Annotated in this window: 11 protein-coding genes; 7 read left to right on the forward strand and 4 right to left on the reverse strand. The window is 71.6% G+C overall.

The window, feature by feature from the left end:
• Window positions 1-101 precede the first annotated feature (101 nt).
• Both WME98_RS16025 and WME98_RS16030 read right to left on the reverse strand, forming a co-directional pair.
• A complete protein-coding gene (locus WME98_RS16025; protein ID WP_437952071.1) occupies window positions 102-797 on the reverse strand; it encodes a hypothetical protein in 696 nt (231 codons plus the stop codon).
• Window positions 798-1,085: 288 nt separating this feature from the next.
• Window positions 1,086-2,060, reverse strand: a complete 975-nt coding sequence (locus WME98_RS16030) for an FG-GAP repeat domain-containing protein (RefSeq protein WP_437952072.1) — start codon at window positions 2,058-2,060, stop codon at window positions 1,086-1,088.
• Here WME98_RS16030 and WME98_RS16035 point away from each other — a divergent pair.
• Window positions 2,049-3,230 (forward strand): hypothetical protein, encoded by a 1,182-nt coding sequence (locus tag WME98_RS16035; RefSeq protein WP_437952073.1) that lies wholly within the window; start codon window positions 2,049-2,051, stop codon window positions 3,228-3,230. The two genes, WME98_RS16030 and WME98_RS16035, sit on opposite strands and share 12 nt — an antisense overlap.
• A 195-nt stretch (window positions 3,231-3,425) precedes the next feature.
• On the opposite strand, the gene WME98_RS16040 is transcribed toward WME98_RS16035, so the two are convergent.
• Together WME98_RS16040 and WME98_RS16045 are read right to left on the reverse strand one after the other, a co-directional pair.
• Window positions 3,426-3,752, reverse strand: a complete 327-nt coding sequence (locus tag WME98_RS16040) for a hypothetical protein (protein ID WP_437952074.1) — start codon at window positions 3,750-3,752, stop codon at window positions 3,426-3,428.
• Window positions 3,753-4,044: 292 nt separating this feature from the next.
• On the reverse strand, window positions 4,045-4,392 hold the full coding sequence (locus WME98_RS16045) for a DUF6210 family protein (RefSeq protein WP_437952075.1): 348 nt from the start codon (window positions 4,390-4,392) through the stop codon (window positions 4,045-4,047).
• Window positions 4,393-4,891: 499 nt separating this feature from the next.
• Here WME98_RS16045 and WME98_RS16050 point away from each other — a divergent pair, with 499 nt between their 5' ends.
• The 6 genes from WME98_RS16050 (at window position 4,892) to WME98_RS16075 (ending at window position 18,493) form a co-directional block, all read left to right on the forward strand.
• Complete coding sequence (locus WME98_RS16050) at window positions 4,892-6,166, forward strand: PAS domain-containing protein (RefSeq protein WP_437952076.1); 1,275 nt, start codon at window positions 4,892-4,894, stop codon at window positions 6,164-6,166.
• Between the two features lie 134 nt (window positions 6,167-6,300).
• Entirely contained in the window at window positions 6,301-10,371 is a 4,071-nt protein-coding gene (locus tag WME98_RS16055; protein WP_437952077.1) for a hypothetical protein, read from the forward strand.
• Window positions 10,372-10,421: 50 nt separating this feature from the next.
• Window positions 10,422-11,525 (forward strand): UDP-N-acetylmuramate dehydrogenase, encoded by a 1,104-nt coding sequence (locus WME98_RS16060; RefSeq protein WP_437952078.1) that lies wholly within the window; start codon window positions 10,422-10,424, stop codon window positions 11,523-11,525.
• Between the two features lie 239 nt (window positions 11,526-11,764).
• On the forward strand, window positions 11,765-14,194 hold the full coding sequence (locus WME98_RS16065; RefSeq protein ID WP_437952079.1) for a type VI secretion system Vgr family protein: 2,430 nt from the start codon (window positions 11,765-11,767) through the stop codon (window positions 14,192-14,194).
• Between the two features lie 83 nt (window positions 14,195-14,277).
• The gene (locus WME98_RS16070; protein ID WP_437952080.1) at window positions 14,278-17,409 is read left to right on the forward strand and encodes a DUF2169 domain-containing protein; all 3,132 of its coding nucleotides are present in this window, start codon (window positions 14,278-14,280) and stop codon (window positions 17,407-17,409) included.
• Complete coding sequence (locus WME98_RS16075) at window positions 17,402-18,493, forward strand: pentapeptide repeat-containing protein (protein WP_437952081.1); 1,092 nt, start codon at window positions 17,402-17,404, stop codon at window positions 18,491-18,493. Before WME98_RS16070 ends, WME98_RS16075 begins: the two co-directional genes overlap by 8 nt.
• Window positions 18,494-18,498: the final 5 nt, after the last annotated feature.

Consider the following 18,498-nt stretch of genomic DNA (forward strand, 5'->3'; position numbering starts at 1 on the left):
GGGGGCCAGCGAAGGCTGGCCCCTCGCATCGTGCACGAGGAGCTCGCGCGCGCCGGCGCGCGGGCGCCAAAAGGCGCTCCTCGCGATGGGCTGAAGCGGAGCTACGCGGCCTTGGCCGGCTTCGGGTTCAGCGCGAGGAAGCGGCGCTGGTAGGCGTAGGAGCGAAAGCGGATCTGCAGCGGCGGATCGTTGCCGCTCTGGATCTCGACCTTCGCGCCGTCGTCGTGCTCGGCGCAGTGCGGGATGCGCAGCGTGTACGTCGTGCCGCCGCCGGTGCGCACCGCGATGCCCCCGAGCGCGAGCCCGGCCGCGGCGACGGCCACGTTGGTCCCGGTCTGGCCGTCGTGCGCCTTCGCCTCGACGCCGCGGGTCGCCGGCCTCGCGCACACGCAGCAGCCTTCCGGCCAGCTGATCGTCTGGCCCGTCACCGGCGCCGAAAAGACCGGCGTCGGGTGGACGTAGTCGTCGGCGAGCACGGTGAGGACGCGCTTGTCGACGAGGTACGCGGCCTGGCACTTGTCGCAGAACGCCGGCTCGTCGGTGTGGTTGAGCTCGATCTCCGCGAGCGCCGCCTGGCAGCGCGGGCACGTCGCGGTGCCGGCCAGGTCCTTGGCGGCGAGGAGCGCCCCGAGCGCGAACACCGCGAGCCCGATGCCGCCGACGAGGCAGAGCGCCCACAGGAAACCGGAGCGGCCGATCATCGCGCTGAAACAGAGGAACGAGAGGCCGGCGAGCACCACCGTAATGACGGCGTACTTGATGGTGGAGCCCGTGTTGCGGGTCACGGTGGACGTCATGAGCGCGACCTTAGCGCCGATCGACCCTCGCGCGCGCGCCGAACGCCGTCGCGGAGAGGGGGTAGCAAGGTAGGAGGGTAGCGCGTCCAAACGCCTTCCGGCGCTCCGATACCATCCTGCCCCACATGCCCGTTGACGTCATACCCGGAGCGCGGCGCCGCCTCGATGCGCCGGAAACATTCATGATTTCAGCAAGTTGGCGTGGGCGTGCCCCGGAGCGGCGGACGAACCGTTCGCGGGCGTCGAAGACGTCCCTCGGTCCTCGCGGTCGTACGCGCGCGGCAGCGCTCAGGGCGCCGTCGCGCAGCCGCGACCGCGGAAGACGACCAGACCGTCGACCTGGACGCCCACGACGTCAGGACACCCGTTGCAGTCGAAATCGGTGATGCCGATGCCGAAGCCGTCGATTTCCTGGGAGGTGCCGGGGAATGGCGCCGGCTGGCCTTCGAACGTGCCCTCCGCGGTCTGCAGGAACGACCACATCTCGGCGGTGTTTGGGCTGACCACGACCAGATCGCTCCGCCCATCGAGGTTCAGATCCGCGATCTGCAGACCTCCGGAGGCGAAAACCTGGGGGTCATCGATGGTGAGCAGCGGCTGCGGCGCCGTCAGCTTGCCGAGGTCGTCTTGCAGCAGGATCCAGACCCGCATCGGCCCGTCGCTGTGCTCGTGCGTGACGGCGGCGACGTCCTGGCGTCCGTCGTTGTTCACGTCGCCCACCGCGACGGAGACGAACGAGACGCCCGAGCTCGGCGGCGTGGTCTCGAAGAAGACCTGCTGCCCGGACGTGTCGAACCCGCGCTCGGCGTCGTGCGGAAAGACCGCGACGCCCGCGCCCACGCCGTCCATCCCGATCACCGCGTCCGGGCGCCCGTCCCCGGTCACGTCGCCGGTGACGATGCCGGACATGAACACGCCGGCCGGCAGATCGTGGGTGAGCTCGTAGCCGCCGTCGCCGTCCCCCCGGTAGACGAGGATCTTGCTGTCGTACCCGAGCCCGACGAGGTCGAGGACGCCATCCCCGTCATGATCCACGGCGCTCGGGGAGAACGTGGTCGGCCCGGCGATCGTCCTCGGGGGCTCGAAGGCGCCGCCGCCCTGGTTGTGGAGGAAGACGAGCCCTTCCTGCTGAGCGACGACGATGTCGAGCGCGCCGTCGTGGTCCGCGTCGAGCAGCAACGTGTCTTCGACCGAGTTGGCCGGCGCGGAAGGGGTGTAGATGACCTCGCCGTTCAGGTCCCGCACCCGCGGATGCGTCTGCAAATACAGCTCTTTGCGATCCGTGCTCACGAAGCGCGTCACCAGGGGCTCGGCGGCGCGTTCTTGCTCGGCGCATCGCGTCGCGGAGCCGGTCACGACGGTCGACGGTCCTCCCCTGCCGGAGACGATCGCGCGATTTTTCACCGCGGCGCGGCGATCCCCTCACACGTCGTGCACGTCACGCGTGAGGTCGAGCAAAGAGCGGACGAGCGGGTCGGCCTCGTCCGCGGGCCGTCCTACGAGTCGCCCGACGATGGCGATAGGGCCGCAAGGGGTCTCGCCCATGGCGATGGCTGGGTGGGTACTCTGAACCGGGCATGGCGCCTCGCCCTTGACATCCTCAAAGCATTTTGTTCTCATTTTTTCAGGTTTGCGGAGATGACGATGCCAATGCTTAGAATCGATTCGATGCGGTCCATGTCTCGCCCTTCGGCCGTGGTGTCGAGCTGCTCACGGGCCTTTTTCGCGCTACATGCTGGGTTTGCGATCGCAATTTCCGCATGCGGCGCAGAATATCCGTGTCCTTCGGAGGAGCAATTGCGATACGCAGTCCGGGCGGACCTCAGCTGCCCTTCGGTTCAAGAAGTGGAGGAGGCCGCCACGCCGCACTACGAATACGACATTTCGGTCACGCTCAACGAGAGGAATGCTGGCTTCGGGGAGATCGCCGACCAACCGTGGACGGTTTGCTGGTACCGAGTCGAGGGCTCTCCTCTCGAGTACCACTGCGCTGACGACGCGAGCATCGTGGAGGACGACAGTCTGCAGTCCAGAACGCTGCGCCTCGCCTTGGTTCAAGAGACCGGGCGCGACGACCTCTGGGCGGAATCCAAGCGCTTTTCGGACGAAAGAACTGGTTATCCGATCGCATGCGACGCCGAGGGGTTGCTTTACGGCCATACCATCGTCCACGAGGTGACGACGCTGGATGCCGCCCTGGCCACGATGCCCGCCGATTGTCCCGCCATGTTGACCGAAGAACAGCTGAGCGACGCGCTCGTGGATGATCCTTCCGCGGAGGATGGGAAGCGCGAATGGAACGAGGCCGGCGAGAGGCTTTCTGGGCTGGTGGGACGCGATTTCTACCCGGCGCGCGTGCACTGCGTTTACGATGTGATCGAGGCGCGCGTCTGCAGGACTTCTGAGCTTGGTTCGGGATTCGGACCCAAGTGACGAGGTGGAGCGCTCCGGGTCTCCAAGCCGATGTCAGGAGGCTGCGCTCGCGGCTCCGCACCGCATCGCCGAGGAGCAGGCGCCGTCCCCGCACCGGCCGGTCGAGGCGCGCGGTCCCCCCATCTCGCTCCCCCATCGCCCCGCGGGGACCGACGCCCAGCATCGGCGCGGCGAGCGCCGGGTGTCTCCCGGTCATCAGCGATCGAGCCAGGCGCGGACAGGAGCGATGACACGCTCCCTGAAAGCATCTCGGTCCAGCGCGTTTTCGAGAGCGACGTTGAGGTACCGGTAGGTACACGGCTTCCCGCCGGTGTCGAGCTCGTGATCTCCGCCGTCGTAGATGGAGTCGTCCTGCGCGCTCAAGGACGACCAGAGCTGGGTCCACGACAGGTTCGGAACGGGGGACCGCAGCAGGCTGATCTGCAGCTCGGAGCGCGCCGCGCGGGCGTCGCCGAACCTGGTCGGATCCGGCTCTTCGCCTGGAATATGGTCAAAACCCGTGCCCGAAACCACCTCGATCACCAGACTTCGCGAGACCTTGGCCGACGACTGCCAGACGAGCTGGAGCCGATACGCGGGCAGGAAGTCCCATACCCAGTACTTGCGCCGGAAGAACTCCGAGCTCGACTTGGCGTGACGTGCGAACAGGAGCTGCCTTCGTTGGAACCCGTGTCGTCATACGAACCAACACCCGTGGCGCAGACTCCCGAACCAATATCAGTGGCGCACGTTCCCGAATCAATATCAGCGGCGCAGACTCCGTTGGTTGCGTCTTCCGATCGATCAGCGCAGTTCGCTCGCGCGGCGGCGCCATTCACCGCTCAGCGTAGTCCGTCTCACGCCGGTAATATCCGACCAGGACGCAAAATTTTCCAGCCAGCACAGAAGCCGACGATTCCATTCGATGCTGTGCGTTCGGAGTCGCATTCCGATTTTTAACAGCCGGTACGGCAGCCCATCGTGGCGTTGCGTCTGTACAGGATACGCGCGCTAGGACCTTGCGCTTGGCGTCGAACGGGACGAAGACCCCCTCCATCTCCGGCTGCGCGCAGCAAACACCACAGGTCTGGTCCGTATAGAGCACTCCGCTCGGGTGCTGGATGATGGCCCCCAGCCCTGCGTCGTAAAGTCGGATGCGCGCCGTCATGATCCCCGTCTCCATGAGCAGCCCGGACCATCGCCGAAACCGCCTGTGTCGCAGGGCGGAACGGTCAGCAGACTACCACGGGGAGCCGCGATCCGCAGACGCCCCCAGAGGAACCGCCGCGGCGCAGCGACGCGACCCAGGTTGCGGCGCCGCCCGCAGGTCGCGGCGCCTCCCCCGCCCTCGCCTCTCCTCCCCCGGCAGAACCCGCGCCGGACAGCCCGCTTCCTCGCAGGCACCCCCACCGCGCCGGGGTCCTCTTGCCAAGCCGAGCCCGCCCAACACCTCCGCGAGCGTAAGGGAGCTCTCTGCACGACGGTGAACAGCACACCGGATCCCACCGGCCCGGCGACGCCGCGATCGAATCTCACCTCACACGCTCGGCTCACCCCTCTCGTCCCTCGCCGGCCGCTCGTCGGTCGCCCTCGACACCGACCGCCGGCCCACGTTAGCTTGAGGACCAACGATGACGAGCACACCGATCGCTCCCCCATCCCCAGGGCTCCCCGAGAGCACCATGAGGGCAGTCCGCAGCGCGCCTTTCGCGGTGATCGAGTGCGCGGGGGACCTCGGCGATCTCGAGATCGACGCGTGGAACGGCGAGGCGGAACGTATCTTTGGAATCACCGCTGACGAAGCGGTGGGCCGCCGCCTCACGGACACGATCGTGATCGGACCGGACGCAGAGGCCTTCCGGCGCTCGCTCGCGCAGCCGGGCGCACCGATCCGCTGCGCCCACACCCGCAAGGACGGGCGCGCCGTCGTGTGCGAGTGGCGACTCGCGCCCGTGCTCGACGACGGCGGCGCGCCGATTCGGCTGCTCTGCTTCGGGCTGGATGTCACGGAGCAGGAGAAAGCCCTCGAGCGGCTGAGGGAGAGCGACGTCATCCTCCGGGCCATCCTCGACAACGTGGACACGGCCGTGACCCGGATGGATCGAGACGGATTCTGCACCTTCCACGAGGGCAAGAACCTGAAGGCCCTCGGCCTGACGCCAGGCCAGTTCGTCGGAATGAACGTGTTCGACGAGCCTCCCGCGCCGATGGACATGGAGCCGATGCGAAGAGCGGTCCGGGGCGAGCTCGTCCGCACCCGCGTCGAGGCGTTCGGGATGGCCTGGGAGACGTGCATCATCCCGCTCCGCGACGCCCGCGGGGAGCCCGACGGCGCCGTCAGCTTCACGGTCGACGCCACGGAGGCGAAGCTCAGGGAAGACGAGCTGAAATCGCGGCTCGAGCTGATCGAGCGCCAGCAGCAGGTGATCCGCGACCTGTCGACGCCCATCATCGAGGTCTGGGACAGCGTGCTGACCCTCCCGATGGTCGGCGTCGTCGACAGCAAGAGGGCCGCCGACGTGATGGACGACCTGCTGGCCGCCATCGTGGACAAGCAGGCCCGCTTCGCGATCCTCGACCTCACCGGCGTCGAGCTCGTCGACACGAAGACGGCGAGCTACCTCATCGAGCTCGTCCGCGCCATCCGGCTCCTCGGCGCCGAAGGGGTCATCACGGGCATCCGGTCCAACGTGGCGCAGACCATGGTCTCCCTCGGGCTCGACCTGTCGGGCATCGCGACCGTGGGAAACCTCCGCGCGGGCCTCAAGCTCTGCATGCAACGCCTGGCGGCGAGCGCCGCCGCGGCGCGCGCCACGGCGCCGCCCGGCGCGGCGTCGCCCGGCGCGCCGGCGCGCGGCACGGCGTCGCCCGGCGCGGCGCCGCCCAGCGCGACTTCGCCGCCCCGCGCGCCCGCACGAGGCGCCCCGCCGAGGCTCCCGGGAGGCGGCTCGGGCTGAACCGGCGGCGATGGAGCCGGCCTCGCGCGTCGGCCGGATCGCCGCGCCGCCCGAAGTTCGCGTTTGCTTCGGCAATCCCAGCCCCGTAAGGAACGGCGGACAGGCGCCCCGCGCGGCGCCGGGAGACGCCGACCGTGACCACCCCGCCCCAGAGCCCCACGAACGTCGGCCAGCGCCCCGGGAGCCCGCGCCGCGCACGGCGCGCCCCCCTCGCGCGCCGCGCCGCCCTCGGGCTCGCCCTCGCGCTCGCCGGCGCCGCGCCCGCCGCGTGCGCGCCGCGGGGGGCCGCCGCCCCGTCGGCCGTCGAGGCGCCCCTGCCCGCCGCGTTCGGCGCCGCGCTCGAGGCCGAGATCGCGAGCTCCGCCGCGGCGGCGCCGTACCTCGCCGCCATCGAGGCCGCCGTCGACGCGCCGGGCGACGAGGGCGCGCTCGCCACCGCCATCGCGTCGCTCGACGCGCTCGTCTTCGGCGCCGGCACCGCGGGCGGCTCCGCCCCCGACGCCTCGGCGATCGCCTTCCGCTCGCGCGAGGCGCTCCCCGAGGTCGCACGCCGCCTCCAGCGCGCCTGGGCGTTCGCGGACGTCTCCGGCCGCGGCGCGCCGGAGATGCCCTTCCTGCGCGGCGCGCTCGCGAGCGCCCTCCACCGCATCGCCCTCCACGTCGGCGACGAGGCCGCGGCCGCGACGTGGAGCGCGCGCCGCGGCTGCGCGAACGAGGCCGCCCTCATCGGCCCGCTCGACGCGGCGCCGCTCCAGAGCCTCACCCGCCCCTCGCCGGTGAGCTCCGCGAAGGGCGCGCCGCTCGCGCGCTCGTACCCCGGCATCGCGCCGTTCGCGAGGGCCGTCTCGCCCATCGTGGTCCGCGCCGACGCCTGCGCCATCGACGTCGACGCGGTGAGCGCCCTCCAGGGCACGCGCGCCGTGGTCGTCGACCTCCACAACCCCGTCGCCCAGCGGGTGAGCCTCGCGCTCGCCTCGTCGTCCGCCGCCGCGCTCGAGGTGGGCGGCGTGCCCGCCCTCCACCGCGACTACGCGGCCGGCGGCGCGCAGGTCACGCGCTTCGCGACCGTGGAGGCCCAGCCGGGGACGCTGCGCGTCGTCGTGCGCGTGGCCCAGAAGCGCGACGGCGGCGCCATCGAGCTCAGCGCCTTCGGCGAGAACGGCCTCCCGCTCCGCGCCCGCGCGCCGCGCCCCGGCGCCGCCGCGTCCGCGACCGCGGCGCGGCCCGCCGCGGTCAGCGTGGTCCCGGCGCCGCGCGCCCCCGGCGAGCGGCTCGGCCCCGCCGCCGTCGAGGTCGCGGCCGCCGCGCTGCTCGCGCTCGGCGACGCGCGCGCGGCCGAGCGCCTCCTCGACCCGGAGGGCGACGGCCGCCTCGACCAGGGCGGCGCGCCCGCGCCGGCGTCCGCGTCGTCGCCCCGCGCCGCGCCGGCCGCCCCGCGCTCGCCGCGCCTCGACCTGCTCTACGCGCGGGCCGTCCGCCGCGTGGGCGATCTGCCCGAGACCAAGGTCGTCGAGCGCACCCGCGCCGCCGTCGATCGCGCGCTCGCCGCCTGGCCCGCGTCGTGGGAGGCGCGCCTCTACCGCGCGGAGCTCGCCGAGCGCCGGGGCGGCCAGGGCGAGGGCACGATGGACGCGCTCCGCGAGCTCGGGGTCAGGGTCGCTCCTCCGACAGGGCCCGCCGGACCGAGCGCGCCCGCGGTCCCCGACGCCGACCGGATGGTCCTCGCCGAGCTCGCGATGGTCGCCCGCCGCGCCGGCGTCACCGACGTCGCCGAGGCCGCGTACGCGAGGCTCGCCGCGGCCGCGCCGGGCTCGGCGCTCCTCGCCGCGGTCGACGACCGCGTCCACGGCCGCGCCGGGGTCGACGCGGTGAAGGCCGCCTGCGGCGGCGGGCTCGACCGCTCGGGCAACGCGTGCCTCGCCGCGCTCCTCGGCGCGAGCGGCGACCGCGCCGCGGTCCTCGCCGAGATCCAGCGGCTGCGCCGGCTCCGCCGCGCGCCGGACGCCCTGCGCGACGTCGAGCTCCGCGAGCGCGTCGCCCGCGGCGACCTGCGCGGCGCGCTCGCCGTGTACGACGCCATGCCGCCGGGCGAGCGCGTGATGCTGGAGGCGCTCGGCCTCGCCGCCGGCCGCGGCGACGTCCGCGCCGCGCGGGGCCGCCTCGCCCGCGACCGCGCGACCGCGCGCGACGCCCCCGCCGCGCTCGGCCCCATCTCCCGCGCGCTCGGCCTCACGCCGGACCCGGCGCCGCCGCTCGAGGCCGAGGGGCGCAAGCTCGTGCTGGAGGACCAGGCCAAGGCGTTCCTGCCCGGCGCCGCGGTCGCGGTGCTCCGCCACGTCGAGCGGTTCACGATCGCGCCCGACGGGCTCGTCCACTACGTGACCTACGACCTCCGCCGCGTCTCCGGCACCACGGACGTCGCCCAGGGCGCGGTCGCCTTCGGCCCGCTCATCGAGGGCCGCGGCATGCCGCGCCTTTTGCGCCGCCGCATCCACAAGCGCGACGGCCGCATCCTCGCGCCCGACGCCGCGTCGAACGCCGCGCAGGAGCACAGCGACCTCTCGCAGCTCGAGCAGGGCGACTACATCGAGCAGGTCACCGAGGGCTACGCGCTGCCGGGCGACAGCGGCCAGCTCGTCATCGACACCTGGGACCTGCTCCCCGAGCGGACGAGCGTCCGCGAGGCGACGATCGAGGTCCACCGCCCGTCGTCGCTCCCGCTCGCGGTCTGGTCGCACCCGCTGCTCGGCGCCGCGGAGGAGCGCGCCGAGGGCGCCTCCACGGTCAGCGTCTGGCGCATCAAGGACCAGCCGCCGCGGCGCATGGAGGACGGCGTGCCCCAGGTGGAGATGGGCGTGGGGGTCAGCCTGGGGACGCAGACCTGGGGCCACGTGGCCGCGGCGATCGACGAGAACCTCCGCGCGCTGTCGGACCGCGACCCGTACATGACCCGCTGGGCGCGGGAGGCGGCGGGCCCGGAGCGGGCGCCGTCGCCCGCGCTGCTCGAGCGCGTCGTCGCGGCCGCGGGCAAGGCGCTGAAGGTCGCCGGCGGCGCCGAGCTCTCCGATTTCGCGGCGCTCATGGCCGGCGGCCCGCAGCGCACGACGGCGCGCGCGATGATCGAGCTCGGCCAGGGCAGCCGGTCGTGGGTCGTCTACCGCGCGCTGCGCGAGCTCGGCGTGCGCGCCGACCTCGCGATCGCCGAGACCGAGCCGTTCAGCTCGTCGGCCGACTTCCCGCCGCACGCGGGGCGCTTCCGACACCCGCTCGTCATCGCGCGCCTGCCGGGCGGCGACGTGTGGATCGACGCCGACGTCGAGGGCCCGCCGCTCCCGCCCGGGCGCATCAGCCCCGAGCTGCGCGGCCGCACCGCCATGCTGCCGGGCGGCGAGCTCGTCACGGTGGCCGGCACGAGCGGCGAGACCGGCGACGAGGTCGACCTCCGGCTCGCGGTCGACGCGCAGGGCAACGCTTCGGGATCGTTCACGATCTTGCTGCACGGCCGGTCGGCGCAGGCGCTCTCGGAGGCGTTCGAGACGGTGGTCGGCACGGCGCGGCGCGAGATGCTCCGGGGCGTCGTGCTCGGCTGGCTCCCGTGGGCCGACGTCGAGGACGTCGCGGTCTCGTCGACGGAGGGCTCGTGGGAGGTCGCGCTCCGCGCGGCCGTGACGATCCACGGCTTCGCGCGGCCGGAGGGCAAGGACGCCGCGGCGTGGACGCTGCCGGGGCTGGAGCCGGTGCACCTCGTGTTCCCGCGCGCGTTCGCGGGCACGCTCGGCGCCACGTACGCCTCGCGCGGGGCGCGCAAGAGCGCGCTCTCGATCGAGACCGCGCTCCAGTACCACGTGCGCCGCCGGATCGAGCTGCCGGAGGGGTACGCGGTCCAGCGCGCGCCCGAGGGCGTGCGGGTCGAGCACGCGGGCCTCGAGGCGTCGCGCAAGGGCAGCTACGGCGCGGCGATCGAGGAGGACTTCGCGCTGAGCCTGCCGACGGGCACGGTGTCGGCCGACGAGTACAAGGCGTTCGTCGGGCGGGTGCAGGCGGTCGACAGCGGCTTCATGGCGGGCATCCGGGTGGCGCGGCCGGCGCCGGCCGGGAGCGGCGCGCCGAAGGCGGCGGGGCGGGGCCCGGCGCAGCCGCAGGGCGCGGAGAAGCGGCCGCAGGGCGCGGAGAAGCGGCCGCAGGGCGCGGAGAAGAAGCCCTGAGCCTCGACGTCCGCGAGGCGGTCCCGCTGGCCCCGCTCACGACGCTCGGCGTGGGCGGCCCGGCGCGCTTCTTCGCCGAGGCGGCCGACGAGGCCGCGGTGGTCGAGGCGTTCCGCTTCGCCGAGGCCCGCGGGGTGCCGCTGTTCGTGCTGGGCGGCGGCTCGAACCTGCTCGTCGCCGACCGCGGGGTCGACGCGCTGGTCTTGCGCGTCCGCGTCCGCGGGGTCGAGCTCGCGGGCGGGGGCGACGCCGCCGGCGACGGCGGGCACGGCCGGCGCGTGCTCGTGCGCGCGGGCGCGGGCGAGGGGTGGGACGACCTCGTGGCGCGGGCGGTCGCCGAGGGCTGGGCCGGGGTCGAGTGCCTGTCGGGCATCCCGGGCGACGTCGGCGCGACGCCGATCCAGAACGTGGGCGCGTACGGCCAGGAGGTCGCGGAGACGATCGCCGAGGTCCGGGCGGTCGACCGCGCGACCGGGGCGGTCGTCGCCATCGCCGGAGCGGATTGCGGCTTCGGGTACCGCGACAGCCGGTTCAAGCGCGCGTGGCGCGGGCGGTACGTCATCACGGCGGTCACGTTCGCGCTGCGCCCCGGCGGCGCCGCGACGGTCCGCTACCCCGAGCTCCAGCGGGCGCTCGCCGCGGCTCCGGGCGGGGCGCCGCCGCCGCTCGCCGAGGTGCGCCGCGTCGTGATCGCGCTCCGCCGCGGCAAGTCGATGGTGCTCGATCCGGCGGACGAGAACGGCCGGAGCGCGGGGTCGTTCTTCATGAACCCGACGCTCGAGGCGGGCGCGGCGGCGGGCGTCCTCGCGCGCATCGAGGCGGCCGGCGTGCTCGCGGCCGGCGAGGCGGTCCCGCGGTATCCGGCGGGCGAGGGCCGGGTGAAGCTGTCGGCCGCGTGGCTCATCGAGCGCGCCGGGTTCGCGAAGGGGACGCGCCACGGCGCCGCGGGCATCTCGACGCGCCACACGCTCGCGCTGGTGAACCGCGGCGGCGCCACCGCGGCGGAGCTCTTGGAGCTCGCGCGGCGCGTGCGGCGCGGGGTGCTCGATCGGTTCGGCGTGGCGCTCACGCCGGAGCCCGATCTGGTCGGGTTCGCGCCCGGCGACGTCGACGATCTGGTCGGCGACGCCCACGCGGCGGGCCAGGGCCGCTGAGGCGCCCGCGCGCCGCCCCGGGCCCGGCGGCGCGGCGCGGTCATCGAGCGCGCCCGCGACCGCGCGGCCTTCCGCCGCGCCACCAGCCTATCCGAGCGGAAATAGCCGCTTCGGCTGCGAGCGCCGTCCTGGACGACAGCAACTAGGAGGCATTCCGACACGAGATCGCCACAGAGCCCCTCTACGCTCCACGGCGCGTCCTTATCCCTGCCGCCGCTCCTCACCCTCCAAGGCTCCCCATGCCCGACATCTTCGTCGTTCAATCGAGCGCCCTGCCCTCGTCCACCAGGCTCGTAGCTTTTCATGGCACCGAGGGGATCTCGAAGCTCTATCGCTTCGAGCTCTACCTGGTGATGACCAACGACGTCGGCCATAGCTTCGATATGGCCGCGGCCGTGGGCCAGCCGCTGACCATCTCTCTGCAGCGGAGCGAGAGCGAGAACAGCGGCGATTCAACCTTCGTTCGAAGCGGCGTCCTGGGCAGCATCGAGCTCTTGAACGACACCGCCGGTCGGTGCGTCTTCCGGGCCACCCTGGTCCCGCGCCTCGCCTTGCTGGCCATGGCGTTTCACAGCCGCATCTTCACCGAGAAGGCCATCCCGGAGATCATCCAGAGCGTCCTTCAAAAGGGCGGCGTCACGGACTGCACCCTCCAGCTCCAGGGCGCCTATGTCGCCGAAGAGCATGTCTGCCAGTACCGCGAGAGCGACTACGCCTTCATCACCCGGTGGATGGAGCGCGAGGGCATCTACTATTACTTCGAGCACAGCGAGGGCGGCGAGACGCTGGTGCTGGCGGACGATCGGTCGGCCCATCAGCCGTATGGCGGCAAGCCCGTTCGTTACTACCCGCAGCCCGGCGGCGCCAACACCGCGAAGGACTCCTTCTACGCCTTCACCTGCCGGCATGAAGCCGTGCCCAGCGCGGTCCGCCTCAAGGACCACAACTACGCCAACCCGGCCGTGCCGGTCACCGGGCAGGCGCTGGTCTCTCCCAACGGCTTCGGCGAGGTCAGCCTGTTCGGCGCGCGCTTCTTCTCGGCGGGCGACGGGGAGCGGCTGGCGCGGGTCAAGGCCGAGAGCCTCGCCGCGACCAGCGTCGTCTACCAGGCGATTGGCAACGCGGCGACGCTGCTCCCTGGGTTTACCTTCGAGCTCGACGAGCATCCGCGGGCCGCGTTCAACACGAGGTATCTGGCCATCGAGGCCGAGCACTGGTGCATCCAGAACCGGGACATGCCCGAGCTCAGCGAGCTCGTGTCGTGGCGCGAGAACTACCGCATCGAGGGCAAGGCCATCGCCGCGACGGTGCAGTTCCGCGCGGCGCAGGTCACCGCGTGGCCGCGCATCTACGGCACCGAGCCCGCGGTCGTCGACGGCGCGGCGGTCAGCGAGTACGCGCAGATCGACACCCATGGCCGCTACCGGATCAAGTTCCACTTCGACGAGAGCGACCTGACCGGGGGCAAGGCGTCGACCTGGGTCCGGATGCTCCAGCCCCACGGCGGCGGCATCGAGGGCTTCCACTTCCCGCTGCGCGCCGGCACCGAGGTCATGTGCTCCTTCGAGGGGGGCGACCCCGACCGGCCGGCCATCGTCGGGGTCGCGCCAAACGCGCTGACGCCGAGCCCGGTCACCTCGGGGAACAACACGCGGAACGTGATCCAGACGGGCGGGCGGAACCGCCTCGAGATCGAGGACCAGGCCGGGCAAGAGCGGATCACCCTGTCGACGCCCCACGCGAACACCTACATCCGGATGGGGGCGCCCAACGCCGGCTCGACCTACGAGGTGAAGACGAACGGCCACGCCTTCACGTGGATCGGCGGCTCCTCCGAGAACATCGTGGGCGGCAACCGGACGGCGATCACCGTGGGGATCTCCGAGAGCATCGTGGGGGGCTTCGCCCTGAGCATGGTCGGGGGGTACTCCGGGAGCTTCGTCGCCGGATACTCGCAGAACGTGATCCTCGGCTACCGCGACACGCGCATCCTCGGCAACGAGTCCACGAACGTCTACGGCAATCGAAAGACCCGCATCAAGGGGACCCGGAAGACGACCATCGGCGGCGACAGCACGACCTTGCTCATGTCCAACCGTGAGCTCACCGTCAGGGGCTACAGCGACTTGACCATCTTCGGGAAGCGCGACACGCATATCCGAGGCCGCGACAAGGGCGTCTTCGACAACGGCCGAGAGACGACGGTCTTCGTTGAAAATAAAACGACGATCAATGGCAAGAACGAGACCCGCGTCACGGGCCCGCGGAAGACCGAGATCGTCGGCCTCGACACCAGCGATTTCCGCGCAGGGCGAAAGACCACCGTTCACGCGGTGGGCAGCTTCACGGACATCACGGGTCAGAGCGTCACGAAGATCAAGGGCGGGAGCCGCACGACCGTCAGGGGGTGGAGAAAGAGCACTGTCGTGGGCCCTGCCTCCAGCACGGTGACTGGTCTTTATAAGACCGAGATCGGGACACGGGTCGAGAGAATCCACGGCACGAAGACCGAGAGGATCGATGGGCTGGCCTACAAACGTGCCCCTCTCGAGGTGAAGCAGCTGAGCATGTCGGAGCTCAAGACGAAAGGCTTCAACGCCAAGGCCCAGATCTATCGCATCTCGTCCCAGCTCGATCTCTTGCAGTCGGAGCTGCACATCGTGAAGTGATCTGCGTGCTGCGTCTGGAGGAGGCTCGCGCTCGGCGCTGAGCCGGGCGATCCCTCGAGGCCCGCTACCCTGGATTCCATCGGATGAAAATCGTCAAACCCATGCGTCTCGGGGTGGTGCCGCGGGTCTTCATGAACCAGCGCACCCCGCACCTCCTGGTCACCGCCTTCGTCGGCTTCTCCTACGAGAGGCCGGCCCGGCTGCTCTACGAGCCGACGGTCTGGACGATAGTCACGGAGGAGCTCGGCAAGGATGGCCTCCTCGACGAGCTCAATCCGAAGACGCGGGGCGAGCTCCTGGTCACGGGACGCTGCTATCCGCCTGGGCGCGTCGCTCGCCCCGCGAGCTCGGTCCGCGTCCAGCTCGGACCCATCGACAAGAGCCTCTACGTCGTCGGCGACCGGACGTGGGGAATGCTCGGCATGTCGGACCCGGCGCCGTTCACCGAGATGCCCGTCACCTGGCGGAACGCGTTCGGCGGAAACGGCTTCGCCAAGAACCCGCTGGGCAAGGGGCATGGCGACAGGAGCGCGGCGCTCCCCAACATCGAGTCGCCCAAGCACCTGATCCACGCCCGCAGCGACCGCCCTGCGCCCGCCGGCCTCGACGGCTACGACGTGACCTGGCCCCAGAGGTTCTCCAAGATCGGCACCCACGACGCGGCGTGGCGCAACGAGTGCTTCCCCGGCTTTGCGCGCGATCTCGACCCGACCCTGTTCAACATGGCCCCGGACGACCAGCAGATCGACGGGTTTTTCCGGGGCGACGAGGCCTTCGTGGTCGAGAACATGCACCCCGACAAGCCCCGGATCGAAGGCGCGCTCCCCGGGGTCGCGACCCGATGCTTCGTCTGCCTCAAGACGCGCGACGGGGTGGAGGTCCACGAGCCCGCCATGAAGCTCGACACGGTGCGTCTGTTCCCGCACCGCGAGCGGGGAGTCGTCCTCTTCCGCGGTGGCCTCGAGATCGCCGAGGACGACGCGAAGGACGTGGTGGCCGTGCTGGTCGCCTGCGAGGCCATGGGCGCTCCGAGGCCCGCCGCGTACTATCATGAGTACCTGACCCCCCGGCTCGGCCCCCGGAACCCCGATCTCCCGGACGACGAGGACGACGTGCTCATGCCCGAGCCGGAGGATCCGGAGGCGCCGCCGCTGCCCGATGACAAGCTCTCCGGGCTCGCGTCGAGGCTCCGGCGGCAGGGGTTCCTGGGAGGTACGCCGGATCGGGCCGTCAGGCGCGCGGCCGGGGCCGCGGCCGCGGCCGGCGTCACCGCCGCCGGCGCCCGCGAAGCCGGAGCAGAGAGGGACTCCGACGTCGAGGAGCTCGACGACGACCTCGCCGAGATGGGGATCGACCCCGAGCACCTCGATGCCGCAGCCGGCGAGGACGAGGCGGAGCCGGCTATGGATCTCCCCGACGGCGAGGAGGGAGAGGAGAGCCTCGCGTGGTCCGAGTCCGACGAGGAAGAGGAGCGCCTCGCGTGGTCCGAGATCGGGGAGGACACGGGGGTAAACCAAGCGGCGGACCCGGAGCCGATCGAGCCTGCGGTCGCGACGAGGACCCCCGACGCGGATGACGACGCCGAGGACGCCGAAGCGCTTCGCCAGGAGGAGGCGCTCGCGGCATGGGCCAAGAAGCGGCTGCAGGACCATGGCCTGGAATCAGAGACAGATTTCGCCCAGCAAGGCCCCTCCGAGGACCCCGAGCCCCTCGATGAGTCCGAGGAGGCCCTGGTCAGCCTGGTCGAAGGCAAGGCTCGCGCTGCCGCGCACATGCACGGGGTCGACGTTGGCGCGATGCTCGCGAAAGCGCGTCAGCACGCCTCCGAGCGTCCGAGCGAGGTCTCGGTGTCGCAGGTCCGCGAGCGCGCGCGGCAGACGCTGGAGAGCGAGGGCGTCACGCCAGAGAAGACCGAGGAGCTGCTGTCGGGGCTGGATTGGCGAGCGCTCGAGGAAGGAACCCGGGCCGACGATGACGCCGACCTCGACGGCGACGACGACATCCCCGACGACGCCCACGCCCTGGCCGAGGAGCCCGCCGAGGATCCGCTGCCGGAGGACGAGGGCTGGGGCGGTGAGGCTGCGGAAGACGAGGACTTCGAGTTTGCCGAGGGCCTGGACGAGAAGGCGTCCGCTTCCGCCGGGTGGGGCGAAGACGGGCCGCGGCTCGCGCACCTCTTGCCGGCCTCCGCGGCCCTCGACAGCGAAGAGGCTCTGCGGCTTCGGCGCGAGGTGGAGGCCGGGCACAAGGAGGGACGGAGCTTCGCGGGGTGCGACCTCTCGGGCGCCGATCTCTCCCACCTCGACCTCGAGGGGATCGACCTCTCGGGCGCCGTCCTCGAGTCGGCCTTCCTCACCGGAAGCGTCCTGCGAAGGGCGAACCTCACGGGAGCCGTCCTTGCGCACGCGAACCTGGTGGGCGCGGATCTCTCGGGGGCCAAGCTCGACGGGGCCAACCTCGGTTCGGCGTGCCTGCGGGACGTGAAGGCCGGCGGAGGCGTCGATCTCCGCGGGTCCGTGCTCGCCAAGGCCGACCTCTGGGGAGCGGATCTGTCCGGCGCCAACCTCTCGGGCGCTGATCTCTCCGAGGCGAACCTCTGCGATGCGAACCTGGAGAACGTCGTCGCGGAGAAGGCGACGTTCCAGAACGTGGACCTCACGGAGGCGCGCCTCGCGGGCGCGCGGCTCTCGGGGAGCACGTTCAACGAGGTGAACGTCACCGAGGTCGATTTCACCGGCGTCGACCTGAGCTCCGCCACCTTCATCGCCGCCGAGGGCGACGGCGCGGTCTTCCGGAACGCCATGGCGAAGGACCTCGCGATCGTGAAGGGCTCGTCCTTCGCGGGCGCAGACTTCGGCGGAGCGACGCTCGCCGGCGCGAACCTGATGGGGACGCGCCTCCACGGCAGCAACTTCGCCGACGCCGACCTGCGCGGCGCGCTGCTCAACGAGGCCGACCTGACCGAGGCGAAGCTGGATCGCGCGAACCTCGTGGAGGCCATGTTGATGCGAGCCGACCTCACCAGGGCGTCGCTCCACGCCGCGGACCTGAGGGAGAGCGTCCTGAACTCCGCATGCGTCCGCGGGGCCAGCTTCGAGAAGGCCAACCTGTTCGGCGCGTGCGCCGACCGGATGGTTGGAGACGACGACACGAGCTTCGCCGGCGCCAACCTCAAGCGACTCCGGATGATACCGGCCGAGAGGCAGCATGGATAGGGAAGCGCTGCGCGCGCTGATAGAGCAAGGCGAGGTCGTCTCGGAGCTGGACCTATCGGGCCGCGATCTCTCGGGGATCGACCTCTCGGGCGGGATCTTCGAGGACGTCCGCTTCGCGAGCGCCAACCTCGAGGGCGCCAAGGCGCGCGAGGCGATCTTTCACCGCTGCGACTTTTCGGGCGCCAACCTGAAGGGGCTCGATTTTCACCTCGGCAGCGCCGTGGACTGCACGCTCGCGGGGGCCGCGCTCGCGGGCGCCTCGCTGGTCGGAGCGAGCTTCTCGGACGTGGACCTCGAATCGGCGGATCTGACCGGAGCCGATCTCTCGTTGACCGAGATCGCGCGCTCCAGCCTCAAGAACACCCGGCTCGTCCGCGCCAACCTGACCGACGCCGCCCTGTTTCAGGCCGAGACGGGCGGCGCGGACTTCTCCCAGGCGAACCTGACCAAGGCGGTCCTGTTCCGTCAGGACCTGTCCCAGGCCATCCTCACGGGCATCACCCTCGTGGAAGCGATCCTCGTCGAGGTGCGGATGGGGCCCAAGGACCTCCGGGGGATGGACCTCAGCGGGGCGCAGCTCACGAACGCCGATCTGCACGGCTGCGACTTCTCCGGGGCCAACCTGACGCAATGCAGCTTCAAGGGCGCCAACCTGACCGGGGCTCGCCTGGATGGCGCCAGCGCCCCCACGGCCGTCTTCGTCGAGGCGGCCGTGATGAACGCGAGCTTCGCCAAGACCGACCTGACCCAGACGCTCTTCGTCGATGCGCGCGTGGACGCCGCGAACTTCTCGGGCGCTCGGCTCGAGGCGAGCGTCTGGCACCGGGCGAGCTGCCCGGGCGCCCGCTTCTCTGGGGCCGACCTGAGCCATGCAGACCTCTCCCACGCCGACGTGTCGTTCGCCGACTTCTCCGACGCGACGCTGTCGCGGGCGCGGCTGCATCGCGTGACGGACAAGGGCACGGTCTGGCCGCTGAGCAAGGCGATGGCGCAGGGGGACGACCAAGAGCTCAAAGAAGCAGAAGACTGGCAGGCCAACGTTCTCGGGAGGCCTGCCGGCGGTCAACGCACCCCTCACTCATGAGCAAA

Source organism: Sorangium sp. So ce296 (assembly GCF_051529605.1).
In the GTDB taxonomy this organism is placed as follows: Bacteria; Myxococcota_A; Polyangia; order Polyangiales; family Polyangiaceae; genus Sorangium; species Sorangium cellulosum_D.